We start from the raw sequence: 24,132 nt of genomic DNA, 5'->3' as shown, positions 1-24,132 counted from the left end.
GACCGCCCGAAGCGGCGTCGAGCCTCCGTTCGCCTTGCGCGCGAAGGGGGTGGCGTGAACGCCGGTATCGCATCACATCAGAAGGTCAGCGTGGAGCACCTGTTCAAGGTCTTCGGCGCGGACCCCGAGGAGACCATCCGTCGGGTGCAGGCCGGCCAGGCCAAGGATCGCATCTATGCCGACACCCACTCGGTGGCCGCCGTCGCCGACGTCTCCTTCGGCGTCGATCCGGGCGAGATCTTCGTCGTCATGGGCCTGTCCGGGTCCGGCAAGTCGACCCTGATTCGCTGTCTCAACCGGCTGATCGAGCCGACCCAGGGCCGCATCCGACTCGGTGGCGAGGACGTCATCGCCATGGACGCCGAGGCCCTGCGCCGGCTACGGGCCCACAAGCTGTCCATGGTCTTCCAGCACTTCGCGCTGTTTCCCCACAAGACCGTCGTCGAGAACGTCGAATTCGGGCTCAAGGTCCGCGGCATGGCGGCCGACGAACGCCGCGACAAGGCGCTGCGGGCCCTGGCCCAGGTCGGGCTGGAGGCCTACGCCGACGTCCCGCCGGCCACCCTGAGCGGCGGCATGCAGCAACGGGTGGGGCTGGCCCGGGGCTTGGCCGTCGACCCCGAGATCATGCTGATGGACGAGCCCTTCGGCGCCCTGGACCCGCTGATTCGCCGTGACATGCAGGACGAGTTGCTGGCCCTCCAGGCGCAGTTGCACATGACCATCATCTTCATCACCCACGACCTCCACGAGGCCCTGCGCATCGGTGATCGGATCGCCATCATGAAGGATGGTCGCTTCGTCCAGGTCGGCACCCCGGAGGAGATCGTCGCCCGGCCCGCCGACGACTATGTCGCCGCCTTCACCCGGGACGTCGATCGCGGTCGCGTCTTCCGCGCCGGCCGGCTGAGCCGCGAGGCGACGGTGCTGTCGCCCGGCGAGGACCTGGAGGCGGCCCGCCGGCGCTGTGCGGCGCCGGACGTCGTGGCCCTCTACCGGCTCGACGAGGCCGGCCGACCGCTGGGACTGCTGGCCTGCGCGACCCTGGCGGCGGTCGGCAGCGGCGGACTCGACGATGCGCTCGACCGGGACTTTCCCCGGGTCCGGGCCGACCAGGAGCTGATCGAGCTCTACGGCGCCTGTGCCCGGGGGCAGCCCATCGCGGTGCTCGATCCGGAGGGCAGGCTGCAGGGGGTGATCGACCCGTTGCAGGTGTTCGCCCTGCTGGCCGGTGGCGACGCCGGGAGCGCGGCGGGGGATGCGCCGACGTCTCCCGCCGTGGCGCGCGCCCCGAGCCCGACGCGGCAGGCGTGATCATGGCCGACCGTCTCTCCGACTTCTATACCCTGCCGCTGGACGACTGGATCGAGGTCGTCGTCAAGCAGTGGCTGGTGCCCAACTTCCGTCCGGCCTTCCAGGCCCTGGAATGGCCCATCGACCGGGTCCTCGACGGACTCGAGGCGACGCTGCTGTGGCTGCCGTTTCCGGTGTTCGTGGTGGTGGTGCCGCTGATCGCCTGGCGGGTGGCGGGGAACCGGATCGCCATCTTCGCGCTGTCGGCGGTGCTGTTCCTCGACCTGCTGGGGATCTGGCGGGAGACCATGGTCACCCTGTCGATGATCATCACCGCCGTGGCCTTCTGCGTGATCGTCGGCGTGCCGCTGGGCATCCTCGCCGCGCGCAGCGACCGCTTCGCCGGCCTGCTCCGGCCGGTGCTCGACATCATGCAGACCATCCCGCCCTTCGTGTACCTGGTGCCCATCGTCATGCTGTTCGGCGTGGGCATCGTGCCGGGGGTCATCGCCACCATCATCTTCGCGCTGCCGCCGATGATCCGCCTGACCAACCTGGGCATTCGCCAGGTCCAGGCCGAACTGGTGGAGGCCGGGCTCGCCTTCGGCGCCACGCGTCGCCAGCTGCTGTTCGAGATCCAGATCCCGCTGGCCCTGCGCACCATCATGGCCGGCCTCAACCAGACCCTGATGCTGTCGCTGTCGATGGTGGTGATCGCCGCCCTGATCGGGGCGGGCGGGTTGGGCCTGACGGTGTTCACCGGGCTGGGCCGCCTGGACATCGGGCGGGCCTCGCTGGGCGGAATCGGCATCGTGCTGCTGGCGATCCTGCTCGACCGCGTCACCCAGGCGCTGGGGGAGGGCGGCCAGGTCACCGCCACGGGCGAGAAACGGACCTTCAAGGGGCTGTTCAAGGGACTCGGGAAGGGGAGGCAGGGAGGCAGCGACTCGTCGTGAACCGGACGCGCCGCGGCGCACCGCGCGTGTCCCTCATGCAGGAGGACGTCTCATGCATCCGATCGTGAGTGCCAAGGGTATGCTGAAAGGGGTTGGTCTGGCCCTGTCGCTGGCCGTGCTGCCGGCGCTGGTCGCCGCCCAGGACACCCCCGGGGAGGGCGTGACGGTGACGCCGGCCCGGGCCACCTGGGATACCGGCTGGTTTCCCGCCGCCGTCTACGGCCGGCTCCTCGAGGAACTGGGCTACGACGTGCAACGCCCGACCACCCTCGACAACCCGCCCTTCTACCAGTCGGTGGCCCAGGGCGATGTCGACTTCTGGGTCAACGGCTGGTTCCCGTTGCACAACACCTACCGCAGCACCTTCGAGCAGGGCGCCGAGCTGATCGGCTACGTCGCCCAGGGCGGCGCCCTGCAGGGCTACCTGGTCGACAAGAAGACCGCCGAGGCACATGGCATCACCAGCCTGGAGGACTTCAAGGATCCCGAGATCAAGGCGCTGTTCGACAGCGACGGCAACGGCAAGGCGGAGATGGTCGCCTGCCCGCCGGGCTGGGGCTGCGAACTGGTGATCGCCCATCAGCTCGAGGCCTATGGCCTCACCGACCATATCGAGCCGATCAAGGCCGGCTACTCCGCCTCCATGGCCGATGCCCTGGGGCGCTACCAGGATGGCGGCTCGATCTTCTTCTATACCTGGACCCCCAACTGGACGGTGGGGCTGCTCAAGCCGGGCCAGGACGTGGTGTGGATCACCGTGGAGGAGGCCAGCCTGCCGGAGGACCAGCAGGCCTTCGAGGACGCGACGGTGGTCGAGGGCCTCGAGGGCTGCGTGGAGGATCCCTGCAACCTGGGCTGGCCGGCCAACGATATCCGCCCGGTGGTCAACAGCGAGTTCGCCGCGAACAATCCGTCGGCGGCCAAACTCTTCGAGGTAGCACGGATTCCCATCGAGGCGATCTTCGCCCAGAACGCCAGGATGTTCGACGGCGAGGACAGCGAGGACGACATCCGGCGGCATGCCGACGAGTGGATCATGGGCCATCGCGACGAGGTGAATGCCTGGCTGACCCAGGCCCGGGAGGCCGCGATGGCGCAAGGCGAGTAGTCGCCAGCTGCCCCACACGTCCCGCCGGGCCGAAATCGGCCCGGCGAGGACGCTCGAGTGAGGTGGCCGTAAGGGCGGCGTTACTGGGTGGTGTCCTCTGCCGCTTTCTGGGTCCTCTCGCCGGCCGCCTTCAGGGCGTTGCCGATCCGGTCCAGGGCCTGTGAGGCGCCTTGCTGGGTGGTGTCCCAGGCACTGGCGGCGCCTTGCTTGGTCTCGCTCCAGGCCTGTTGCATGTTCTGGCGGGCCTCGCTCCACCAGTTGTCGGTGTATTCCGGCTGCTGGGTGATGGCCTGCTCGCTGAGGTCGACGTGAACGCGGTACTCCATGGCCTCGAGACTATTGCCGTTGTGGGTCTCCACGGTGAAGTGGCCGGTCTCGATGACGTATTGCTTCTGGCCCATGTCGAGCAGGTTGCCGGTGTCGATGACCAGGGCGCGCAGGCGCATGTCGTTGTCGAGCAGCACGTCCTCCACCTCGCCGATCTCCACGTCGGGATTGGCCTGGGTGTAGACATCGGCGTCGAGCAGTTCGTCGGCGGAGTACAGGCCCTGGGTCTCGGCCTGGGCGGTCGCGGTGACGGCCATGCCGCCGGCGATCAGCGCGCTGATCAGGGTGCGGCTAAGCGGTGTGTCGAGGGTCATCCTGTCTCTCCTTCATGGGGATCCATTCATGACGCCTGAGGTGGCCAGGCAGTCGTTAGTGTCCTCAGCGGCGCCCGGGGTTCAGTCCGTCCGGTAACGAAGTGTTAAATGGATCGCTTTTACTCGGGGCCACGGCGGATGCTATACCTGCGTCGTCAATGCGTGGGTTCGGAGGGATGCGATGAGAGTCCGGCGGGTGGTGATGGGGATGCTGGTGCCGCTGTGGCTGGCGGTCGGCGAGGCCGGCGCCCAGCCGCCCGCGCCCCTGGAGACGGTGGTCACCACCGGCATGATCGGCGACGTGGCCCGGCGGGTCGGCGGCGACTGCGTCACGGTCACGGCGATCATGGGGCCGGGGGTCGATCCCCATCTCTACCAGGCCAGTGCCCGGGATGTGGCGACCCTCCAGGAGGCCGAGATGATCCTCTACTCGGGCTATTCCCTGGAGGGCCAGCTCGGCGAGGTGCTGGGACGCTTCGCCGAGATCAAGCCGACGCTGGCGGTGGCGCCGTCTTCCATCGAGCCCACCGACCTGATCAGCGTCCAGGACGTCTACGGCATCGACCCCCACCTGTGGATGGACGTCTCGCTGTGGGCCAGGACCCTTCCCACCCTGGCCAAGGCGATCAGCGAGGCGCGCCCCGCCTGCGAGGCGGCGATCCAGGCCAACGCCGAGGCCTATGGCCGCGAGCTCGAGGCGCTCCACGCCTGGATCGGCGACAGCATCGCCACCATCCCCGAGGCCCAGCGCATCCTGGTCACCGCCCACGACGCCTTCAACTACTATGGCCGGGCCTACGGCATCGAGGTCGCCGGCATCCAGGGCATCAGCACCGAGACCGAGACCGGCGTGGCCGATATCCGCGCCATGACCGAGGTGGTGGTGGAGCGTGAGGTACCGGCTGTGTTCATCGAGAGCACGATCAACCCGCGCACCGTCCAGGCGGTGATCGATGCCGCCCGCCGGCGGGGCCAGCAGGTGGAGATCGGCGGCCAGCTGTATTCCGACGCCATGGGCGAGGCCGGCACCGCCGACGGCACCTATATCGGCATGCTCTACACCAATACCCGGCACATCGTCGAGGCGCTCGGCGGCACCCCGGCGCCGCTGCCCGAGGCCCTGGGTGAGTGGGCCGAGCGCTGGGACGTGCCCATGCCATGATTCACCCCGGGCCCTGGGCCCGCCGAGCACGGGAAGCACACCATGACCCTGTCGCTGCATGAACCGGACCTCGCCCTGCACGTCGAGGACCTGACCGTCAGCTACCAGAGCAAGCCGGTGCTGTGGGATATCGACTTCGACGTGCCGCCCGGGGTGATGGCGGGCATCGTCGGTCCCAACGGCGCCGGCAAGAGCACCCTGGTCAAGAGCGTGCTGGGGCTGGTGCCGGCGGTGGCCGGCCATGTGCGGCTGTTCGGCCTGCCCTACAAGGCCCGACGCCGGCGGGTGGGCTACGTGCCCCAGCGTTCCAGCGTCGATTGGGACTTCCCCACCACCGCCCTGGATGTGGTCACCATGGGGCTCTACGGCCGGCTGGGCTGGCTCAAGCGCCCGGGGCGGCGAGAACGTGACCAGGCCATGGCGGCCCTGGAGCAGGTCGGCATGGCGGACCTCGCCCGGCGCCAGATCAGCCAGCTCTCCGGCGGCCAGCAGCAGCGGGTCTTCCTGGCCCGGGCGCTGGTCCAGCAGGCCGACGTCTACTTCCTGGACGAGCCCATGGCCGGGGTCGACGCCACCACCGAGCGGGCCATCGTCGACATCCTTCGCCGCCTGCGCGACGACGGCAAGACGCTGATCGTGGTGCATCACGACCTGCAGACGGTGCGCAGCTACTTCGACTGGCTGCTGATCCTCAACGTGCGGGTCATCGCCCAGGGGCCGGTGTCGGAGGTCTACACCGCCGAGAACCTCAAGCGGGCCTATGGGGGCCAGATCGCCCTGCTCGACGAGACCGGTTTCCTGTCCAACCAGGCCTCCGGCTCATGACGGCAGTCCTCTCCCTGCTGCAGGACTACACCCTCCAGAACGTGGTGGCCGGCGCGGCCCTGCTGGGGCTGATCAGCGGGGTGCTGGGCAGCTTCGCGGTGCTCCGCCAGCAGAGCCTGCTCGGCGATACCATGTCCCACGCCGCGCTGCCGGGCGTCTGCCTGGGCTTCATCATCGCCGGCACCCGGCACATGGGCAGCATCCTGCTCGGGGCACTCGTCACCGGGGCCCTGGCCGCCCTGGTGATGCTGCTGTTGACGCGCATGAGCCGGCTCAAGACCGATGCCGCCCTGGGCATCGCCCTGAGCGTCTTCTTCGCCCTGGGCGTGGTGCTGCTGACCCACATCCAGGGCCTGAACAACGCCGCCCAGGGCGGTCTCGACGCCTTCCTGTTCGGCCAGGCGGCGGCCACGCTGCGTTCGGACGTCTGGATCATGGGCGGCATCACGCTGGCGGCGCTGGCGCTGGTGGCGGCGTTGTGGAAGGAGTTCAAGCTGGTCACCTTCGACCCGGAGTTCGCCGCCTCCCTGGGGATGCCGGTGGTCTGGCTCGAGGTGCTGCTCACCGTGATGATCGCGCTCGCCGTGGTGGTCGGCCTGCAGATGGTGGGGGTGGTGCTGATGGCGGCCATGGTCATCGCCCCGGCGGTGGCGGCCCGCCAGTGGAGCCATCGTCTCGAGGACATGGTCTGGCTGGCCGCGGCGATCGGCGTGGCCGGCGGGGTGTTCGGCGCCCTGCTCAGCGCCCTGTCTCGGGGACTGGCCACCGGCCCGCTGATCATCCTCAGCGTCTCCGCGGTGGTGCTGGTGTCGATCACCCTGGCCCCGGGGCGCGGCCTGGTCTGGGGCGCGGTGCGGCTGTGGCGGGGGCGGCGCCGGCTGCGCGACCAGCAGGTGCTGACCACCCTCTACCGGCTCGCCGCCCACCACGAGGATCCCGTCTATCGGTCCGAGCAGGGCATGCTCGACACCTACCATGGCCTGGGCACCCGGGCCGCACTGCGCAAGCTCGAACGCCGCGGCCTGGTCGAATGGGGCGAGGCGCGCCCCGGCGAGCCCGGCCCCGAACGGCGCTGGGTGTTGACGCCGGCCGGCATCGCCGAGGCCGAGCGCGTCCTGGCCTCGCTGAACGGGGAGGGCCTTTGATGCTGGCCGCGCTGTTCGACAACGTGCCGCTGATGATCATGCTGGTGGGGGCCCTGGTGGGGATCGCCTCCTCCCTGGTGGGAACCTTCCTGGTGCTGCGCGGCAACAGCATGCTCTCCGATGCCATCGGCCACGCCATCGTCTTCGGCATCGTCATCGTCTGGCTGCTCACCCACCAGCAGAGCGGCCCGGTGCAACTCGTCGGGGCCGCCTTGACCGGGCTGCTCACCGTGGTGCTCACCGAGTTGCTGGTGCGGACCCGGCGGGTCAAGCAGGACGCCGCCATCGGCCTGGTGTTCCCGGTGCTGTTCTCCATCGGCGTGCTGCTGCTCAACCTCTACGCCCGGGACGTGCATATCGACACCCACACGGTGCTGCTCGGCGAGATCGGTTTCGTCTGGCTGGATACCGTCACCCTCGGCGATGTCCGGGTGCCCCGGGCGCTGCTCTCCATGGGCGCCATGACGCTGCTCAATGCCGCCTTCGTCGGGCTCTTCTACAAGGAGCTCAAGCTCGCCACCTTCGACGAGACCCTGGCTCGGGCCCTGGGGCTGGCGCCCGGGGTGCTCTTCTACGGCCTGCTGCTGCTGACCAGCGGCACGGCGGTGGCGGCCTTCGACGCCGTGGGAGCGGTGCTCTTCGTGGCCTTCGTCATCGTCCCGCCGGCCACCGCCTACCTGCTCACCGACCGGCTGTGGCTGATGTTCGGCTACGGCACCCTGGTCTCCATCGCCGCCAGCGTCAGCGGCTATTACCTTGCGGTGGCCTGGAACGTCTCCATCGGCGGCATGATGGCGGTGATGACCGGCGTCCTGCTGATGCTGGCCTTCCTCGCCGGGCCCCGCTACGGACTGGTCGCCCAGTGGCTGCGCCGCCGCGGCCAGCGCCGGCTCAACGAGATCCGCACCCTGGCCGTGCACCTCTACAACCACGAGGGCAGCCCCGCGCAGCACGAGGAGAACGTCACCCGGGCGCTGCGCGAGCACCTGCTGTGGGACGAGGCCAAGGCGAATCGGGTGGTGGAGCGCAGCTGCGAGCGGCGCCTGATCGTGCGCGCCGGCGAGGCCCTGAGCCTGACCCCGGCCGGTCGCGACCTGGCCCGGGAGATCCTCGAGCCGGGGCGTCGGGGAGAGCGCGCGGGCGGCCGTTAGGGGCCGGAGTGGGCCCGACCGAGCGAGGTCTCGACATCGCCATCCACGGCCAGGGTGTCGACTCGGGTGGCGCGCCATACCTCGCTCGGCGTGGCGCCATCGCCCTCCAGGTCGGCGCAGGTATCGAGGCGCACCACCGTGTCGGGGCGGCAGGTCACGGCGAGTCGGCCGCCCTGGGCGCCGTCACGCCAGTCGAATACCGGGCGCCGGGCGTCGCTATCGCCGGCGTCGTCCGCCAAGTGCGGGGTGGCCGAGTGCCCCCGCGCCTCGAGCCACTCCAGCGCGGCCAGCTGGGCGCACTGCTGCACCGGCGTGAGCCGGGCGTCGCCCCGGTAGCAGGGCAGGTAGGGGCGGCCGCGGGCCTCGGCCTCGAGCAGAGGCAACACGTCCCGTTCGCCGATGCGGCCATACTTGCGCAGGGCCGGGAAGACCATGGCGCTGGCCGCCAGTCGACAGCCGCCCAGGTGGCTGCTCTCCCACACCTCGAAGGGCAGGGCGCGATCCGCCACCGCCGCGGCCAGGGCCTTGTAGGCGGCGAAGCCGAACTTGGCGCAGCACTTGTCCTTCTTGCCGTGGGTGCAGCACAGCAACAGCGCGCCCGCGGGCGCTTCGGTTTCCCAGTGGCTGAGCGAGTCGCCGCGTTCGACGGCCGTCAGGAAGTCGGGCAACGCCTCGCGCTCGACCTCGAAGCCGCGGTTCTCGGGCATCAGATAGACGCGGTGGCGGTGGCTGGGCCGGTCCTGTCGGTGGATCAGGTTGACCCGGCGACCGTCGGCGGCCAGTGCATCGAGCCGTTCGGAGACGGCCGCGGGCATGTCGCTGGCGTGGCGCAGGTTGCGGCGCCACCTGGCCCGCGGCCAGGCGAGCAGCAAGTTGCGTTCGGCATGGCTGGCGGTGCCCGCCAGCGGGTCGCCGACGGTGATGCTCTCGACGGCGCAGAAGCGATGATTCATGCGCTGATCCCCTGGATGACCTGGCCACGCGAGCGGACTCGCCCCGACCCGGCGGGCACGCAGACCGGTCCGCCGGTGTGGGGGTCGCGGATGACGTGGGCGTCGAGGTCGAAGACCCGCTTCAGGTTGTCGGCGGTGAACACCGCCTCCGGCGTGCCACTGGTGACGATGCGCCCGTCGCGCATCATGACCAGGCGATCCGCGTAGGCCGCCGCCAGGTTCAGGTCATGCAGCACCAGCAGCAGGGTGCGGCCGTGCTCGTGGGCCAGGCGCGAGAGCAGCTCCAGCAGGTCCACCTGCACCTTGAGATCGAGGAAGGTGGTGGGCTCATCGAGCAGGATCAGGTCGGTCTCCTGGGCCAGCACCATGGCGATCCAGCAGCGCTGTCGCTGCCCGCCGGAGAGCGCGTCGACACCCCGCTCGGCAAGGTCCGTGACATCGGCATAGGCCATCGCCTCGCGGATGGCGCGGGCATCCTGCTCGGCATCCTGTCGCCACAGCCGCTGGTGGGGGAAGCGTCCCATGCCGACCAGTTGCCTGACCGTCAGCCCCTCCGGGGCGGAAGGGCCCTGCGGCAGGATGCCCAGGCGGCGTGCCACCTCGCGCGTGTTGCGGCGATGGATATCCCGGCCATCGAGACAGACCCGCCCGGCACTGGGCGTCAGGGTTCGTGCCAGCGTCTTCAGCAGCGTCGACTTCCCGCTGCCGTTGGGGCCGAGCAGCACCGTCAGCTTGCCCTCGGCCACCGCCAGATCGACGCCGTCCAGGACGCGTCGGGATTCGTACCCGGCGTGCAGGGCTTCGCCCGTCAGTCGAGGTGGCTTGGCAGGTGTGGAGGACATGGGTTGGCTCGTCGGTGTGGTGTCTGGGCCGAAGCACCGTAAGACAAAGTATTCTCATTTTCAACGTCGACGCGCTCGCCAGCGGGTCTTGGCAGCCACGCTCTGTCAGCAACAGGGGCATCGGCAGATCGCCCACGGATGGCGCGATGGGCATGGACAAACAGAATGCTAATGTATATTGTAATCATTCTCATTCGCGGCTAGATCTTGATGGCGCGCCGGAGAGGGCTCGGCGGGAGGCGTCACGCCGGCTTCCCATCTCGCAGCTGTGATGCCACAGCCCGCGGGGACGCAGGGCTGCCGGTGGGGAGTCGGCGGCGTTCACCATCTCGATCGACACGACCAGCCATAACAACGTCGCAACGTGACTAGCGAGGGATACGCGGACCCATATGCCAACGGCGGCCGGCGGCGGCAAGGCCATCGACGCGGACAGGGAGCTTGCCGACGGCACGCTAGCTCTTCAGGCAGGTGGGTCTTTCAAGGACGGCATTCTTGCGGAGGCTACATGAGCTACGCCCCTTTCTCTCCTCTACCCGGCGAGACCAGCCGACATGCTTCCACGCATGCGTTGCTGAACTGCATCATCAAGGAAGTGGCAATTCCCCATGACGCGGTATCCTATCGATGGCCCGCCCGGCGGGAAGGTCTGCCGGAGCCACGGCACGGCACGCCGCTGCTGATCGAGTGGTCGGCATCGCTGTCGCTGTTCGTGATGGTGGATCGGCGCTCGGCCATCGGCAGCCACTTCTACCTCTCCGACGTCTACCTCCGGGACGCGGAGGCCACAGGCTGGCGGGTCCCCGGCCTGGCCGGGTTGATCGCCGCGCTGTTGGACCATTGTCACTGGCATGACGGTACGCTCAACCGGGAGCTGTGCGATCAGGTCGTGCAGAGCCAGGAGGTCATGACGACGATCGTCGCCCATGCCGTCAAACGGCCCGGGCATCACCCGCTGGCGGATTATCGTCGCAGTGAACAGGGGTTATGGTTTGGCCATCCCAACCATCCCACGCCCAAGGCCCGGCAATGGCCTCCCCATCTGCTGCAGGACAGGCCCGCCTACGCCCCCGAATTCGGCGCCACCACGGCCTTGCATCAGTTCTCCTTCCCCGTGGCCGGACTGAGCATCCAGGCCAACCGGTTGAGCGCTCCGGACGTGCTGCCGCATGTGGCGGACCAGCGCCATGCGGAGGACGGGGATCGCGTGGTGCTCAGCATGCACCCGGTACAGGCCGACCTGTTCCGCCGGGATGCCCGGGTGGCGCAGATGATCGATGAGGGCGTCATCGGCGATCTGGGGCAGAGCGGCTGGCGCGCCGCGCCGACGGCGTCCATGCGCACCTGGTACCTCGAGGGGCAGCCCTGGTTCCTCAAGGGATCGCTCAATGTGCGCATCACCAACTGCGTGCGCAAGAACGCCTGGTACGAGCTGGAAAGCACCTTGGTCATCGACCGCATCATGCATCGTCTCGCCCAGTCGAAGGACGCGTCGTTGGAGGCGCTGTGCGTGGCGCAGGAGCCGGCCACGGTGCACTGGGCACCGACCGAGGGCGACGAGGTCGACCGGCGCTGGTTCCGCGAGCAGACCGGCATGATCCTGCGGGAGAACTTCTGCCGGCGGTTCTCGCCGCAGCGCTGCCTGCTCAGCGGGACGCTGTTTGCCCGCGATGCCCAGCTGGCGCCGATGGTGCTGGGCTTCATCGAGGGAGCGGCGACCGCCGAAGGCCGCCTCGCACTGCCGACGGAACCCCGGGTCCGAGAGTGGTTCCAGGCCTACCTGCGTACGCTGGTGGCTCCCGTCATGGGGCTGTTCTTCCGCCATGGCATCGTCATGGAGCCCCATCTGCAGAATTGCGTGCTGATCCATGACGCGGGCACGCCCCGGCAGATGCTGCTGCGCGACTTCGAGGGGGTCAAGCTGACCCATGACAAGGGCGTGGACTGGCTCGCCGGGGAGTCGCTGCATCCCCGCGTCAGGGAGTCGATGACCTACCGGCGCGAGCAGGGCTGGAACCGCATCGCCTACTGCCTGCTGGTCAACCATGTCGCCGAGGCGATCCTGGCGCTGAGCTGGCAGCGCCCGGCCCTCGGCGATGCGCTGTGGCAGGACACCCTGGACGAGCTACGTCGCGTGCGACAGGCCCTGGGCGCGCCTGCCCCCGAGCTGGATGCGCTGCTGGCGGGGGGCGAGCTGCCCTGCAAGACCAACTTCAAGCTGCGGCTGATGGCCCAGCCGGACCGGCAGGCCCAGTACGTGGCGTTGCCCAACCCCTGGCAGGCCTCCCGGGTCATGGACCGGGAGGTGGCCTATGGCTGAGTCCATCACGCTTCCCGAGCGCGTCCTCGCCGCCATCGCCTTGCATCGACAGGCGTCCGGGGACCCCATGGCGGCGTTCTTCTATGACCTCCCGGCGCTCGACGCGCAGGGACGTGCCATGCAGGCGGCATTGCCGCCGGGCGTCGAACTCTACTACGCGATCAAGGCCAACAGCGAGGCGGCCATCATCGATACCCTGGCGCCGCACGTGGATGGACTGGAGCTGTCGTCCGGCGGCGAGATCGCGCGAGCCTGCGCCTGTGCGACGCCGCGCCCCTGGGTGCTCTCCGGGCCTGGCAAGCTCGACGCCGACATGTACGACGCCATGACGCGAGGCGTCGAAGCCTTCCATGTCGAGAGCCTCGGGGAAGTGGCCCGCCTGCAGGCGGTCGCGGCCTCGCTGGAGCGTGTCCAGCCCGTGCTGCTGCGCATCAATCCCGCCTTGCCCGAGGATCTCTCCAGCCGCCTGCGCATGGCCGGCACCGCCACGCCGTTCGGCATCGACGAGGCGCAGCTGGCCGACGCCGTCCGGGCCGTCGACGATGCCGCGAACCTGAGGCTGGTCGGCTTTCATGTCCATGCCATGTCGCACCAGGCCTGCGAGCGGCGACACCAACGGCTGCTGGACGCCTATCTGGCGCGCTGGCCTCGCTGGCGAGGGTTGGCGCGACACCCCGAGGCGGTCACCCAGCTCAACGTGGGCGGCGGCATCGGCGTGAACTATCTCCGGCCTTCCGAGCAGTTCGACTGGGCCGGCCTGTGCGAGGCCCTGGGGCAGCGTCTGGCGACCATGCGCGAGCCCCCAAGAGTGCGCTTCGAGATCGGCCGTTTCCTCGCGGCCTTCTGCGGCTACTACGCGATCGAGGTGCTCGATACCAAGGTCAGCCATGGCGAAGGCTTCCTCGTCTGCCGCGGCGGCACCCACCAGTTTCGCCTGCCCGCGGCCCAGGGCCACGATCACCCGATCATTCACCTGCCCCGCGACCCCGAACGGGCGAGGGCGGGGGAGCGCCGGCCCTGGACCGTGGTGGGGCAGCTGTGTACCCCCAAGGACGTGCTGAGCCGCCGGCAGGCACTGTCCGGCGTGGCGGTGGGCGACCTGCTGGTGCTGCCGCTGGCCGGCGCCTACGGCTACAACATCTCCCATGCGGATTTCCTGTGCCATCCCCGTCCCGAGCAGGTCTTCGTCGGCGACTCTCGCAACACCCGCGAGGGCAGCGAGCCCGAGACGCGACGCCGGCGGCCCGCCGAGCCGGTGCGCTGACCGGGGCGCTGTGCCGATCCATTCTTCAGGAGTTACCTTATGTCATCCCATGAACGTGCACTGCCGCCGGTGGCGGCCATCGAGGGCGACCCCGACGCCTCGCCGTCCACTGCCGCGCCGTTTGGCGCCTCGGCGCACTGGCGGCATCACGCCCGCATCGAGCAGCGCGTCGTCGGCCAGCTGTTGCAGACCCTGCTCTACGAGAACGTGCTGCCCTATGAGGCCGTCGCCGAGCCGGAGTTTGTCGTCACCGGCGCCACGCGATTTTCCCTGACGCTGGGCAAGCGCCGCTATCGGGTGAGCGGCTGGCAATGCCACAGCTTCCAGCTGATTCGCCTCGCGCATGCCACCCTGGAGGTCGAGGGCGCGGCGAGCACGCCGGAGCCGGTGAGCCTGCAACGGTTCCTCGAGGATCTCGAGGCGGCGCTGGGTGGTGTCGCGATCCAGCCCGGCTTCGTCAACGAGCTCACCCAGACCCTGATCAAGGACGTGCAGTCATCCGCCTGGCCGGTGCCCTGTCACGTGGCCCCCCAGGCGCTGGATGCCGATACCCTGGAGCAGTACTTCGCCGACGCGCACAGCTACCATCCCTGCTACAAGTCGCGGCTCGGCTTCTCCCTGCGCGACAATCAGCGCTACGGGCCGGAGTTCGCCCAGTCGTTGCGGGTCAGGTGGCTGGCCGTGCCGACGCGCCTGGCGCATCAGGGAGCCGTCGGCGAGGTGGCGCTCGCCGAGCGGGTCGCACAGGAAGCCGGCCCGCGGGTGATGGCGAGCCTGGACGACTACCTGGCGCGGCGCCAGCTGGCACGCGACGAGGTCGTGCTGATGCCGGTGCATCCCTGGCAGTGGGACAACGCCCTGGTGACGGCGCTGTACCCGGAGCTCGCCAGCGGCGAGATCGCCCTGCTCGGCGAGGGCGAGACGACCTATACCGCGCAGCAGTCGATTCGCACCCTGGCCCCGCGGGCGTCGCACCAGCCCTATCTCAAGCTGGCGATGAGCATCACCAACACCTCCAGCACGCGCATCCTGGCGCGCCACACCGTCGCCAACGGGCCCGTCATCACCGAGTGGCTGCAGCGGCTGATCGACACGGACGAAACCGCCCGGGCCGCAGGATTCGTGCTGCTCGGCGAGGTGGCCGGCGTGGCCCTGGACGAGCGGGCCTTCGCGGACGCCCGCTATGGCGACGTGTACGGCAAGGTCGGCGCCATCTGGCGGCGCAACGTCGGCGAGTTCCTGGCGGACGGCGAGCGGGCCGTGCCCTTCAACGGGCTGAGCCAGTTCAGCCGGGACGCCGAGGGGGTGCCCGTCAGCCCCTTCATCGCCCCCTGGGTCGAACGACACGGGCTGGAGGCCTGGACCCGGCAACTCGTGCATGTCGCCACCCTGCCGATCATCCACCTGCTGTTCGCCGAGGGCGTGGGGATGGAATCCCACGGCCAGAACATCGTGGTCATCCATCGCGATGGCTGGCCGCTCCGGGTGGCGCTGAAGGATTTCCACGACGGCGTGCGCTTCAGCCCCGCGCACCTGGCGCGGCCCGAGCTGGCCCCGACCCTGGCGCCCGTGCCCGAGCGCCATGCCGCCCTCAACCGCAATTCCTTCCTCGTCACCGACGACCCGGAGGCGGTCCGCGACTACTCCTGCGACGCCTTCTTCTTCATCGCCCTGGCGGAGATGGCGATCTTCCTGCAGCGTCACTTCGGCCTCGACGAGTCGCGGTTCTGGGCCATGGCGGCGGACGAGATCACGGCCTACCAGCGCGCCCACCCGCAGCACGGCGAGCGCTACCGCTGCTTCGATGTCTTCGCGCCCCACTGGGAGGTGGAGGCCCTGACCCGGCGTCGCCTGTTCGGCGACGACGACCCCCAGGTCAAGCAGGTCCCCAACCCGCTGGCGGCCTTCGCGCCGCGGGAGGCGACGGCATGCTGAGGACCAACCGACTCAAGCGAGCGCTGGCCGAGGGACGCGAGGTCCACGGGATCCTGGCCTCCCTGCCCACCGCGGCCGCCATCGAGCTGATCGCCGAGGCCGGCTTCGACTTCGTGGTGATCGATACCGAGCACGTACTGATCAACCCGGAAACCGTCGAGCACATGATCCGTACCGCCGAGAGCTACCGGATGACGCCCCTGGTCAGGGTGGCGGACGCCGATCCCAAGACCCTGCTGCGCCTGCTCGACGGCGGCGCCCAGGGCATCGTGCTGCCCAACGTGGAGGATCCCGAGACCCTCGAGCGTGCCGTGGCCGCCTGCAAGTATGCCCCGGAGGGCGAGCGCAGCCTCAACGCCGGGCGGCCCGGTGGCTTCGGCAAGGCCTCGCTGGCGGACTACGTCGTCCAGGCCAACCGGGAGATCCTGGTGGTCGCCATGATCGAGAGCCGCCATGGGGTGGCGGAGATCGAGGCGATCTGCGCGGTGCCAGGCCTCGACATGGTGCTGGAGGGCGCGGCGGACCTGTCCCAGTCGCTGGGCGTGACCTGGCAGACCGGGCACCCCGAGGTCGTTCGGGCGCTGGAAGCGGTGCAGCGCACGGCGAGCGAGCATGGCATTCCCTATGGCGCCTTCCTGCGTCACCCGCACGCCAAGGCCGAGTGGCAGGCGCGCGGCGTCAGCACCTTCCTGCTGGGCGACGAGCGGGGCATCGCCTTCCGCGCCCTGCAGCAGGCGCTCGGCGATGCTCGGGCGCCGATAGAGAGCGATGCTCGGGCACCAATAGAGAGCGAGGCCAGGGCGCCGCTAGCTCGCGAGGCCTTCCGCTCATGACGTCCCCGACGGCGAATGTTTCCTCTACTGCGAATCGGGCGGGCGACGACGCCTCCCGCGAGCGTACCGACACTGAGAAGGAGCTCACGACCATGACACCCCTCGATGCCCAGCACCATGCCCAGGCGCAGATCATGCAGTCGCTGGTGGACGGCCTGCTGGTGGAAGGCCTGCTGGATGGCCTCGGTGCGGACTGGCGGGTCGCCACCGAAGTCGATGACTGGATCTCCCGCCTGCCGGCGTTCCGGGCCCACGGCGGCGATCCCGCAGGGCGGTTCTGGTACTGGCCGCAGGATCGCCATCACGGCATCGCCATGCTATTGCGGCCCGGCATCGTCCAGGCGTGGGAAAAGGTCCCTCACACGCCGGTGATCCTGTTGCATCACGAGAGCGAGGAGTGGGCGTCCCTCGATCCCGTGGCCTTCATGCGCCGTGTCTGCGGCGCCGTGACGCCGGACGACGAGCCGGCCCTGGAGCAGGGCCAGAAGGTGTTTCTCCAGGCGCTGGCCGACAGCCTCTGGCAGTCGGAAAGCTCCGTGGCCCACCGGGTGGAGACCCGAGACCTGAGGCGGCGTGACACCGCCGTGCACTTCGCGATCATGGAGCAGTGGGCGTCATTGCTCGACCGGCCCTATCACCCCACGGCGAAGGCCAAGCAGGGGCTCAGCGAGGACGAATATCGTGCCTACATGGCCGAGTTCGACGCCCCCATTCGGCTTCGCTGGGTGGCAATGGCCCGCGACCGGATGATGACCGGCGCCGGTGTCGACGCGGCGGGTCCCGCGCCGGTGGAGTGGCTCGCCGGTGACGACGGCCAGCGGGCGCTCGAACGGGAGATGGCGTCGCGGGGGCTGGCCCGGAGCCATGTCGCCATTCCCGTGCATCCCTGGCAGCACGCGCATGCGTTGCCGCGCTGGCTGGACGCGGCCTTCGCGGCGGGAGACTGTGTCTCGCTGGACGCGGTCACGGAGCCCTGGCTCGCGACCTCATCGCTGCGCTCGCTGGCGCCGACCACGGCGAGTCCGCACTTCCTGAAACTGCCGATGGCCATCCATTCCCTGGGCGCCTCGCGCTACCTGCCGGCGGTCAAGATGGTCAATGGCGATCTCAGCGCCCGCCTGCTGGACCAGGCCCGTGAGAAGGATGCCCGGCTCGCCGAGGGGCTCTCCCTGTGCGACGAGGGCAAGTGGTGGGCCTACATGCCGGAGGGCGCGACGCTGTTCGACGAGGCGCCGCGGCACCTGTCTGCCATGGTGCGCAGCTATCCTCGCGCGCTGCTGGACGACCCGGACGTGCGCCTGGTGCCCATGGCCACGCTGGGGACGCCACTGCCGGGCGGCGAGCACCATGTATTCGACGACTGGCTGGCGCAGCGCGGCATGCCGGCCACTCCCGCCTCGCTGCAGGCGCTGTTCGGCGAGCTCTGCGAGGTGTTCTTCGACATCAACCTGCGCATGTTCCGCCTCGGCATGCTGGCGGAGGTGCATGGCCAGAATGCCGTGCTGGTGTTCCGGGAGGGCCGCTGCCACGGGCTGCTGCTGCGCGACCACGACTCGCTGCGGATCTGCGTCGCGCGCCTGGAGCGGCATGGCCTGCAGGACCCGTGCTACTGCATCAAGCCCGGCCATTCCAACACCCTGTATCACGACAGCCTCGAGGCCCTGCTGTTCTGGCTGCAGACGCTGGCGATCCAGGTCAACCTGCGTGCGATCATCGATACCCTGGCGGATTACTACGCCTTGTCGAGCCATGAGCTGTGGCGGGAGATGGCCGCCCGCCTCGAGGCGCGAATCGCGGCGATCCCCTTCGACGATCGCGATCGCGGGATGCTCCGGGAGCGGCTCTTCGAGCGCGAGCAGTGGCCCTACAAGCGGCTGATCGCGCCGATCATCGAGCGCGCCGGCGGGCCGGGCAGCATGCCCTTCGGCACCAGCGCGACCTGCAATCCCTTCGTTCGGGTCGGCCTGCCGGAGGAGATCACCCCAGCCGAGCCGCTGACCGAGGCCTGAGCTGCACGGCAGCCAATGCCTCAGGCGACAACCGCCCGACGACCTGTCGGGCGGTTGTCATTCATGGGGGACGTTTCAGCGCAATGGCGTCGTCGGGGAAGCGCTGAACACATCGGCGAGCGGACTCGGCGTCCCCGGATCAAGCGCAAGGCGCCCGGAGCGCGGCAACCGCAGCCTAGGGATCGCTGAGGCTTGCGACCGGGCTGGCGAATCCGCAGCGCATCACGCAGCGATTCGCCCGCGCAGGCATTGGTGCAGTGTTGCCTTAGCGGAACCACTCCGGGAACTCGGCCGCCAGGGCACGGCGCTTTTCCTCTTCCTGGGCCTGCTTGGCCTCGGCGGCCTCGGCCAGGGCGTCGGCGCGATGCGGCGGGACGACGAAGAGGCCGTCATCGTCGCCCACCACCAGGTCGCCCGGCTGGATCGTGACGCCATCGATGGCGACCGGGGTGTTGATCTCGCCTTCCAGCTCCAGCGCCCGGGTGGTGAGCGGACTGTTCGTCCGCGCGTAGGTGGGCAGGTCGAGCCGGCACAGGGCGTCCCGGTCGGTGACGGCGCCATTGGTGACGATGCCCGCGAGCCGCTTGCGCAGTGCCGCATAGGCCCGGAACTCCCCCCAACAGGCCCGGCGCTGGTCGCCGGACACGTCGATCACCAGCACGTCACCCGGGCAGGCCAGCTTCAGCGCCTCGCGGATGATGCTGCCGTCGACGTGGGGGATCCTGACGGTCAGGGCCGTGCCGAGCAGCCGCACGGGACGCTGGAGGGGCATGAGGGAGGTGATGGCGCCGAAGTCGGTGAAATGCCCCAGGGTGGAGGTGGCCAGGGGCCGGTAGCGCTGCCGTTGCAACGCCGTGAAGGTGTCCTGGCGGGGTGCGATATGGAACATGGACCTTCCCTGTCTTGCCATGGGGTGAGTGAAGCGGGGGGTGTGATGACGGTCGAGCCGTGTCAATGATTCTGGTAGCGGGTGCGGTGCAGCAGATAGACGAAGAAGGGCGCGCCCACCCCCGAGACGAAGATGCCGGCGGGCAGGTCCTTGGGCAGGAAAGCCACTCGCCCGAGCAGGTCGGCGTAGAGCACGATCAAGGCCCCCACCAGGGCGGCGGCCGGCACCAGCCGGGCGAAGCCCCGGCCCACCAGGCGGGCGGCGATATGCGGCGCGATCAGCCCCACGAAGCTGAGCCCCCCGGCGAAGGCCACGGCCGCCCCCGCCAGCGCCACGCTGCAGGCCATCAACAGCAGTCGGCTGCGCAGGACGTTCACGCCCAGCCCCTGGGCCACCTGGTCCCCCAGCGCCATGGCATCCATGTGACGGGCCTGGGTCAGGCACAGGGGAACGGCCACCAGCAGCCAGGGCAGCAGGCCGAGCACGTCCTGCCACTGGGCGGCGTAGAGGCTGCCGGTCAGCCACACGTAGGCGACCATGGCGGCGGCATCGTCGCTGATCACGATCAGCAGGGTGGTCATGGCGCCCATCGCCGCGGAGAGCCCGATGCCGACCAGCACCATGCGCGAGGGGCTGATGCCGCGCTTCCAGGCCAGCAGGAACACCAGCATGGCGGCCAGCAGCGCGCCGAGCAGCGCGGAGGCCGGCAGCCAGTGGATGCTCAGGCCCGTGCCGAACAGCGCCAGGAAGGCGACGGCGGCCAGGGCGGCGCCACTGGTGATGCCGATCACGTCCGGTGAGGCCAGCGGGTTGCGCACGATGCCCTGGAGGATCGCGCCGGCCATGGCCAGGGCCGCCCCGACCAGCACGGCCAGCACGATACGCGGCAGCCGCAGTTCCCAGACGATGAAGGCGATGTCGCTGTCCTCGGGCGTGGCCAGCGCCTGCCCCACCTCGCCGAACGAGGTGGGGAAGCTGCCGAGGCCCAGCGACAGGCCCATGCTGGCCAGCAGCAACAGCCCGAGCAGGGTCGCGATGCCGAGATCGCGAGTCCGGTGGGCATCGAGGGGGCCATCGCCCGGCTGTCTCAGGGAAGCGGAGTGCGTCATGGTCAGGCCTGTTTCCTGCGCGCCAGGTAGATGAAGAAGGGCGTGCCGACCAGCGCGGTCATCACCCCCACCGGGACGTCCTGCGGGGGCATCAGGAAGCGCGAGGCCACGTCGGCCAGCAGCAGCAGGCTCGCCCCCAGCAGCGCACAGGCCGGCAGCAGCCAGCGGTGGTCGACGCCGAAGATCCCCCGCGCCATATGCGGCACGATGAGGCCGACGAAGCCGATCATGCCGGCCAGCGCGACCGAGCTGCCGGCGAGCAGGATCACCGCCAGGCCGAGCAACAGCTTGATGGTGCCGGCGCGCATGCCGAGGCCCTTGACCATGTCATCGCCCAGCAGCAGGGCATTGGCGTGGCGGACGAGCAGGGCGCACAGCAGCAGGGCGCCGCCGTAGAGCGGCAGCAGCGGCACCACCAGCGACAGCTCGCGCCCGGACACGGAACCGGCCAGCCAGTACAGCACGCTCTCGAAGCTCTGCCGGTCGATGATCAGCAGGCCCTGGCTGAACGAGACGAACATGGCGGTGATCGCCACGCCCGCCAGCACCACCCGCAGCGGCGACAGCTCCCCCTGGCGACCTCGGCTCAGTACCACCACCAGGCAGGCCGCGACCAGGGCCCCCAGCAGCGCCGCCCAGACATAGTCGGCCGGCGTATGGAGGGGCAGCAGCGAGACGGCGATCACCACGAAGAACATGGCCCCGGCGTTGATACCCAGGATGCCAGGCGAGGCCAGCGGGTTGCGGGTCATGGTCTGCATCAGGGCGCCGGCGATGGCCAGGCTCGCGCCGACCAGGGCGGCGATCACCGCCCGCGGCAGGCGCTCCGTGCGAATGATGATATGCGCGACCCGGGCGGGGTCGTAGTGCACCAGGGCCTGGGCGAAGGTCGCCGGGGCGATCTGCGTGGTGCCCAGCATGACGCTCGCCACGAAGGCCGCCGCGACCAGCACCAGGCCCAGCAGCAGCCCCGCGCCCCGGGAAACCCCGTGATTCAGCATGCGGCGGGCTCCTCGTCCTGGGCGCGGGGCTGCGCGGCGGTGCCCGCCGTGCAGGCCGCGGTGGGCAGCGCGTGCCCGCGGGGCGTCGCCAGCCCGTAATGGGCGTAGAGGTCATCGAGCATGGCGTTGGCGGCCAGGATGCCGCCGCCCATGATCCAGTTCACCGCATCCACCTCGAAGACGCGCCGGTTCTGCACGGCATCCAGTCGCTGCCAGAGCGGATGGGAGGTCCAGTGCCGGTAGTTCTCGGCAATGGCGGGGTCGTCCGGTTCCAGCAGCACGAAGATCACGTCGGCATTCATGACCGGGATGTTCTCCTCGCTGGTCAGCTTCATGCCCCAGCCCTGGTCCTGCACGGAGTCCGGCTGCTCGAAGCCCAGCTCATCCAGGATCGAGCCGGCGAACCCCGTGGAGTAGAGGCGCAGATGGTCGCTCTTGAAGCGGACCACCGCGGCCTTCTGCGGCCAGGCGCCGCCCAGGGTGTCGGCGATTCGCCGGCGAAAGTCCGCCACGCGCTCGTCCCAGTCCCGCAGCAGCTCGCGGGCGCGGGCCTCCCGGCCCGTGGCCTCGGCCAGCAGCGCCAGGGAGGCCTTGAAGTCGAAGACGCTGCCGGTGGCGACCGTCGGCGCGATCTTCTCCAGCAGCGGCCGGACCCGTTCATGACGAAAGCGCGTGGCCACGACCAGGTCGGGGTCCAGCCAGGCCACCTTCTCCAGGTTGGGCTGGGTCTCCAGGCCGACGTGCTCCACGCCGGCCAGCGCATCCCGCAGGTAGCGATACATGGGCGGTTCCAGCCAGGAGTCGACGACGCCGACCGGCGTGATGCCGAGCGCCACCGCGCTGTCCGTCGCGCCCTGGTAGAGGGTGACGACGCGCCGTGGCGGGGCGGGGAGGTGGGTGTCGCCGAACGCATTGGCGACGCTGCGGCTGGCGCGGGCCTCAACGGAGGCGAGGGCGATGGCGCCCCACGGCATGAGGGTCACCAGCAGCATCGCCAGCCAGCGGCGGCGGATCCGGGCGCGAGTGGTCATTCCGGCCTCCTGGCGGATGCGGTGTTCAGGGCCTGCCCGGGGGAGCGAGCGGGGGATGGCATGTCGCCCGGCGCCGCGGGCGCCTGGCGTGTCACGGCGCGGCCGAGCCGCCAGGCCAGCGGCAGGCAGCCCACGGCGATCGCCGCCAGGGCCAGGAAGGCCTGGTGGAGGGCGGCGGCGCTCGCCTCGGTATAGGGCATGCCCCGATGCAGCGCGGCCTGCACGGCCATGTCGTGGTGGATGGACAGCGCCACGAGGCCGAGCGAGGAGACCAGGCGCCTGGCCATGTTGTTCATGGCCGAGGCCTGGGCGACGCTGTGTTCGGGCAGGTCCTGCATGCCCACGGTGGTGGCCGGCAGGTAGGCGCAGCCGAGGCCGAGTCCGCGCAGGCCCATCCAGGCGCCGATCACCCACACCGGCGTGGCCGCCGTCAGGGTAGCGAGCCCCAGCAGGCTGGCCAGGGTGATCATCAGCCCGACGCCGATGCACCAGTGTGGCGGGTAGCGGTCGATCAGGCGACCCGCCACGGGCGAGCAGGAGGAGGCGGCCAGCGCGGTGGCCAGAAACACCAGCCCGGTGGTCAAGGGGCCGAAGCCCAGCGCGGTCTGCATCCACAGCGGCACCAGCAGGATACAGCCGAACAGGATGATCGACTGCAGGCAGGCCAGGATGACGCTGAGTCGGTACCCGCGGTGGGCGAACAGCGACAGATCGAGCAGGGGCGTCCGGGCACATCGCTCGACGCGCACGAACAGCCACAGGGCCAGCAGGCCGGCGATGAGCGGCAGCAGGGCCTGGACGCGCCACAGGTCCGCCAGCGTCTCCATCCGGCTGAGGGAGAACAGCACCGCGCCCATGCCCAGGGTGATCAGCGCGAAGCCGGGCAGGTCGAACCGACGCCGACGATTGGCGGGTTCGGCCGGGAGATAGCGATAGCCGCACAGCAGCCCCAGCAGCGCGAACGGCATGTTCATCAGGAACAGCGCCCGCCAGTGGCTGACCTCGAGCAGCAGCCCGCCGACGCTCGGTCCGATGGCCGGGGCGATCATCACGGCGAAGCCCCAGATCCCGCTGGCGCGGCCTCGCTGGTCGCCGGGATAGGCGGAGAAGATCAGCGACAGGGACAGGGGAATCATCAACCCCGCGGCCACGCCCTGCAGCCCGCGCGCGAGGATGATGCCGGCCAGGCTCTGGGCCAGGGCGCCGAGCACGGAGCCCGCCAGAAACCCCCACAGGCCCAGCAGGTAGACGGGCCGGCGACCGAAGCGGTCGGCCAGGTAGCCGGTGAGCGGCATGGTCATGCCCATGGCGATCATGAACAGCGTCACCACCCAGCTGACCTGCGTGGCGCGGGCGTCGAAGGTGGCCATCAGATCGGCCACGGCAAGGTTCAGGGCGCTGTTGTTGAGGCTGACGGTGAAGGTGCCCAGCAACACACTGAACAGCACCTTTCCGCCATGCCCGGGAGCGTTCGGCATGGACGTTCACTTAGCGGGGCACGGGGGCGTTGCCTGGCAGAACGCCAATGCGCAACGCGTCATGGGGGCAGGATGATGACACGGCACCCGGCCAAATGCAAAACGTTATCAATTGCGAGAAGGCCGGGGCAGGGGCATCGGGGCGAGGCGTGCATCCCCGGGCCGCATGGCCCGGCAAGCGGCGCTG

20 protein-coding genes are annotated in these 24,132 nt (G+C 69.8%); 12 read left to right on the top strand and 8 right to left on the bottom strand.

What is annotated here, in order from left to right; translation table 11 throughout:
- The first annotated feature begins 54 nt into the window (after positions 1-54).
- The 3 genes from QWY76_RS11785 to proX are packed head-to-tail and all read left to right on the top strand — an operon-like array spanning position 55 to position 3,357.
- A complete protein-coding gene (locus QWY76_RS11785) occupies positions 55-1,314 on the top strand; it encodes a quaternary amine ABC transporter ATP-binding protein (protein ID WP_290311411.1) in 1,260 nt (419 codons plus the stop codon).
- 2 nt (positions 1,315-1,316) lie between these two features.
- Complete coding sequence (locus QWY76_RS11780) at positions 1,317-2,249, top strand: ABC transporter permease (protein WP_290311410.1); 933 nt, start codon at positions 1,317-1,319, stop codon at positions 2,247-2,249.
- A 52-nt stretch (positions 2,250-2,301) separates the two neighbouring features.
- Positions 2,302-3,357, top strand: coding sequence for a glycine betaine/L-proline ABC transporter substrate-binding protein ProX (proX, locus tag QWY76_RS11775; protein WP_290311409.1), 1,056 nt, complete (start codon positions 2,302-2,304; stop codon positions 3,355-3,357).
- A gap of 80 nt (positions 3,358-3,437) precedes the next feature.
- On the opposite strand, the gene QWY76_RS11770 is transcribed toward proX, so the two are convergent.
- Positions 3,438-3,998, bottom strand: a complete 561-nt coding sequence (locus tag QWY76_RS11770; RefSeq protein ID WP_290311408.1) for a PRC-barrel domain-containing protein — start codon at positions 3,996-3,998, stop codon at positions 3,438-3,440.
- A gap of 181 nt (positions 3,999-4,179) precedes the next feature.
- Here QWY76_RS11770 and QWY76_RS11765 point away from each other — a divergent pair, with 181 nt between their 5' ends.
- From QWY76_RS11765 to QWY76_RS11750, 4 genes are read left to right on the top strand one after another with little or no spacing between them, the layout of a single operon-like run.
- The gene (locus tag QWY76_RS11765) at positions 4,180-5,160 is read left to right on the top strand and encodes a metal ABC transporter solute-binding protein, Zn/Mn family (protein WP_290311407.1); all 981 of its coding nucleotides are present in this window, start codon (positions 4,180-4,182) and stop codon (positions 5,158-5,160) included.
- Positions 5,161-5,202: 42 nt separating this feature from the next.
- Complete coding sequence (locus QWY76_RS11760) at positions 5,203-5,985, top strand: metal ABC transporter ATP-binding protein (RefSeq protein WP_290311406.1); 783 nt, start codon at positions 5,203-5,205, stop codon at positions 5,983-5,985.
- Entirely contained in the window at positions 5,982-7,130 is a 1,149-nt protein-coding gene (locus tag QWY76_RS11755; RefSeq protein WP_290311405.1) for a metal ABC transporter permease, read from the top strand. Before QWY76_RS11760 ends, QWY76_RS11755 begins: the two co-directional genes overlap by 4 nt.
- Positions 7,130-8,281 carry a metal ABC transporter permease gene (locus QWY76_RS11750; protein WP_290311404.1) on the top strand — a complete coding sequence of 384 codons (1,152 nt, stop codon included), beginning with the start codon at positions 7,130-7,132 and terminating at the stop codon, positions 8,279-8,281. The genes QWY76_RS11755 and QWY76_RS11750 overlap by 1 nt, the downstream gene beginning before the upstream one ends.
- Here the strand turns inward: QWY76_RS11750 and QWY76_RS11745 are convergent.
- Both QWY76_RS11745 and QWY76_RS11740 read right to left on the bottom strand, forming a co-directional pair.
- Positions 8,278-9,234, bottom strand: a complete 957-nt coding sequence (locus QWY76_RS11745; RefSeq protein ID WP_290311403.1) for a sucrase ferredoxin — start codon at positions 9,232-9,234, stop codon at positions 8,278-8,280. The two genes, QWY76_RS11750 and QWY76_RS11745, sit on opposite strands and share 4 nt — an antisense overlap.
- Positions 9,231-10,076, bottom strand: a complete 846-nt coding sequence (locus tag QWY76_RS11740) for an ABC transporter ATP-binding protein (RefSeq protein WP_290311402.1) — start codon at positions 10,074-10,076, stop codon at positions 9,231-9,233. Before QWY76_RS11740 ends, QWY76_RS11745 begins: the two co-directional genes overlap by 4 nt.
- A 508-nt stretch (positions 10,077-10,584) precedes the next feature.
- Here QWY76_RS11740 and QWY76_RS11735 point away from each other — a divergent pair.
- The 5 genes from QWY76_RS11735 to QWY76_RS11715 all read left to right on the top strand — a co-directional run bounded on the left by QWY76_RS11735 (position 10,585) and on the right by QWY76_RS11715 (position 18,437).
- The gene (locus QWY76_RS11735; RefSeq protein WP_290311400.1) at positions 10,585-12,396 is read left to right on the top strand and encodes an IucA/IucC family protein; all 1,812 of its coding nucleotides are present in this window, start codon (positions 10,585-10,587) and stop codon (positions 12,394-12,396) included.
- Positions 12,389-13,660: a type III PLP-dependent enzyme gene (locus QWY76_RS11730; RefSeq protein ID WP_290311399.1), complete on the top strand. Its 1,272-nt coding sequence runs from the start codon at positions 12,389-12,391 to the stop codon at positions 13,658-13,660. The genes QWY76_RS11735 and QWY76_RS11730 overlap by 8 nt, the downstream gene beginning before the upstream one ends.
- A 39-nt stretch (positions 13,661-13,699) precedes the next feature.
- A complete protein-coding gene (locus QWY76_RS11725) occupies positions 13,700-15,595 on the top strand; it encodes an IucA/IucC family protein (protein WP_290311398.1) in 1,896 nt (631 codons plus the stop codon).
- Entirely contained in the window at positions 15,589-16,428 is an 840-nt protein-coding gene (locus QWY76_RS11720; RefSeq protein WP_290311397.1) for an HpcH/HpaI aldolase family protein, read from the top strand. The genes QWY76_RS11725 and QWY76_RS11720 overlap by 7 nt, the downstream gene beginning before the upstream one ends.
- A gap of 92 nt (positions 16,429-16,520) precedes the next feature.
- Entirely contained in the window at positions 16,521-18,437 is a 1,917-nt protein-coding gene (locus tag QWY76_RS11715; RefSeq protein WP_290311396.1) for an IucA/IucC family protein, read from the top strand.
- A 265-nt stretch (positions 18,438-18,702) separates the two neighbouring features.
- Here QWY76_RS11715 and QWY76_RS11710 read toward each other — a convergent pair whose 3' ends face one another.
- The 5 genes from QWY76_RS11710 to QWY76_RS11690 all read right to left on the bottom strand — a co-directional run bounded on the left by QWY76_RS11710 (position 18,703) and on the right by QWY76_RS11690 (position 23,945).
- Positions 18,703-19,326 carry an RraA family protein gene (locus QWY76_RS11710; protein WP_290311395.1) on the bottom strand — a complete coding sequence of 208 codons (624 nt, stop codon included), beginning with the start codon at positions 19,324-19,326 and terminating at the stop codon, positions 18,703-18,705.
- Between the two features lie 62 nt (positions 19,327-19,388).
- Complete coding sequence (locus QWY76_RS11705; RefSeq protein WP_290311394.1) at positions 19,389-20,435, bottom strand: FecCD family ABC transporter permease; 1,047 nt, start codon at positions 20,433-20,435, stop codon at positions 19,389-19,391.
- 2 nt (positions 20,436-20,437) lie between these two features.
- Positions 20,438-21,436 carry a FecCD family ABC transporter permease gene (locus QWY76_RS11700; RefSeq protein WP_290311393.1) on the bottom strand — a complete coding sequence of 333 codons (999 nt, stop codon included), beginning with the start codon at positions 21,434-21,436 and terminating at the stop codon, positions 20,438-20,440.
- Entirely contained in the window at positions 21,430-22,467 is a 1,038-nt protein-coding gene (locus QWY76_RS11695; protein WP_290311392.1) for an ABC transporter substrate-binding protein, read from the bottom strand. Before QWY76_RS11695 ends, QWY76_RS11700 begins: the two co-directional genes overlap by 7 nt.
- Positions 22,464-23,945 carry an MDR family MFS transporter gene (locus tag QWY76_RS11690; RefSeq protein WP_290311391.1) on the bottom strand — a complete coding sequence of 494 codons (1,482 nt, stop codon included), beginning with the start codon at positions 23,943-23,945 and terminating at the stop codon, positions 22,464-22,466. Before QWY76_RS11690 ends, QWY76_RS11695 begins: the two co-directional genes overlap by 4 nt.
- Positions 23,946-24,132 lie beyond the last annotated feature (187 nt).

It is taken from the genome of Halomonas maura, assembly GCF_030409305.1.
Taxonomy (GTDB): domain Bacteria; phylum Pseudomonadota; class Gammaproteobacteria; order Pseudomonadales; family Halomonadaceae; genus Halomonas; species Halomonas maura.
This window is presented reverse-complemented; position numbering and strand designations above follow the sequence as displayed.

Coding starts and splice junctions, on each gene's coding strand:
- QWY76_RS11780 (WP_290311410.1), top strand. CDS start 1,317: ATGGCCGACCGTCTCTCCGACTTCTATACCCTGCCGCTGGACGACTGG.
- proX (WP_290311409.1), top strand. CDS start 2,302: ATGCATCCGATCGTGAGTGCCAAGGGTATGCTGAAAGGGGTTGGTCTG.
- QWY76_RS11770 (WP_290311408.1), bottom strand. CDS start 3,998: ATGACCCTCGACACACCGCTTAGCCGCACCCTGATCAGCGCGCTGATC.
- QWY76_RS11765 (WP_290311407.1), top strand. CDS start 4,180: ATGAGAGTCCGGCGGGTGGTGATGGGGATGCTGGTGCCGCTGTGGCTG.
- QWY76_RS11760 (WP_290311406.1), top strand. CDS start 5,203: ATGACCCTGTCGCTGCATGAACCGGACCTCGCCCTGCACGTCGAGGAC.
- QWY76_RS11755 (WP_290311405.1), top strand. CDS start 5,982: ATGACGGCAGTCCTCTCCCTGCTGCAGGACTACACCCTCCAGAACGTG.
- QWY76_RS11750 (WP_290311404.1), top strand. CDS start 7,130: ATGCTGGCCGCGCTGTTCGACAACGTGCCGCTGATGATCATGCTGGTG.
- QWY76_RS11745 (WP_290311403.1), bottom strand. CDS start 9,234: ATGAATCATCGCTTCTGCGCCGTCGAGAGCATCACCGTCGGCGACCCG.
- QWY76_RS11740 (WP_290311402.1), bottom strand. CDS start 10,076: ATGTCCTCCACACCTGCCAAGCCACCTCGACTGACGGGCGAAGCCCTG.
- QWY76_RS11735 (WP_290311400.1), top strand. CDS start 10,585: ATGAGCTACGCCCCTTTCTCTCCTCTACCCGGCGAGACCAGCCGACAT.
- QWY76_RS11730 (WP_290311399.1), top strand. CDS start 12,389: ATGGCTGAGTCCATCACGCTTCCCGAGCGCGTCCTCGCCGCCATCGCC.
- QWY76_RS11725 (WP_290311398.1), top strand. CDS start 13,700: ATGTCATCCCATGAACGTGCACTGCCGCCGGTGGCGGCCATCGAGGGC.
- QWY76_RS11720 (WP_290311397.1), top strand. CDS start 15,589: ATGCTGAGGACCAACCGACTCAAGCGAGCGCTGGCCGAGGGACGCGAG.
- QWY76_RS11715 (WP_290311396.1), top strand. CDS start 16,521: ATGACACCCCTCGATGCCCAGCACCATGCCCAGGCGCAGATCATGCAG.
- QWY76_RS11710 (WP_290311395.1), bottom strand. CDS start 19,326: ATGTTCCATATCGCACCCCGCCAGGACACCTTCACGGCGTTGCAACGG.
- QWY76_RS11705 (WP_290311394.1), bottom strand. CDS start 20,435: ATGACGCACTCCGCTTCCCTGAGACAGCCGGGCGATGGCCCCCTCGAT.
- QWY76_RS11700 (WP_290311393.1), bottom strand. CDS start 21,436: ATGCTGAATCACGGGGTTTCCCGGGGCGCGGGGCTGCTGCTGGGCCTG.
- QWY76_RS11695 (WP_290311392.1), bottom strand. CDS start 22,467: ATGACCACTCGCGCCCGGATCCGCCGCCGCTGGCTGGCGATGCTGCTG.
- QWY76_RS11690 (WP_290311391.1), bottom strand. CDS start 23,945: ATGCCGAACGCTCCCGGGCATGGCGGAAAGGTGCTGTTCAGTGTGTTG.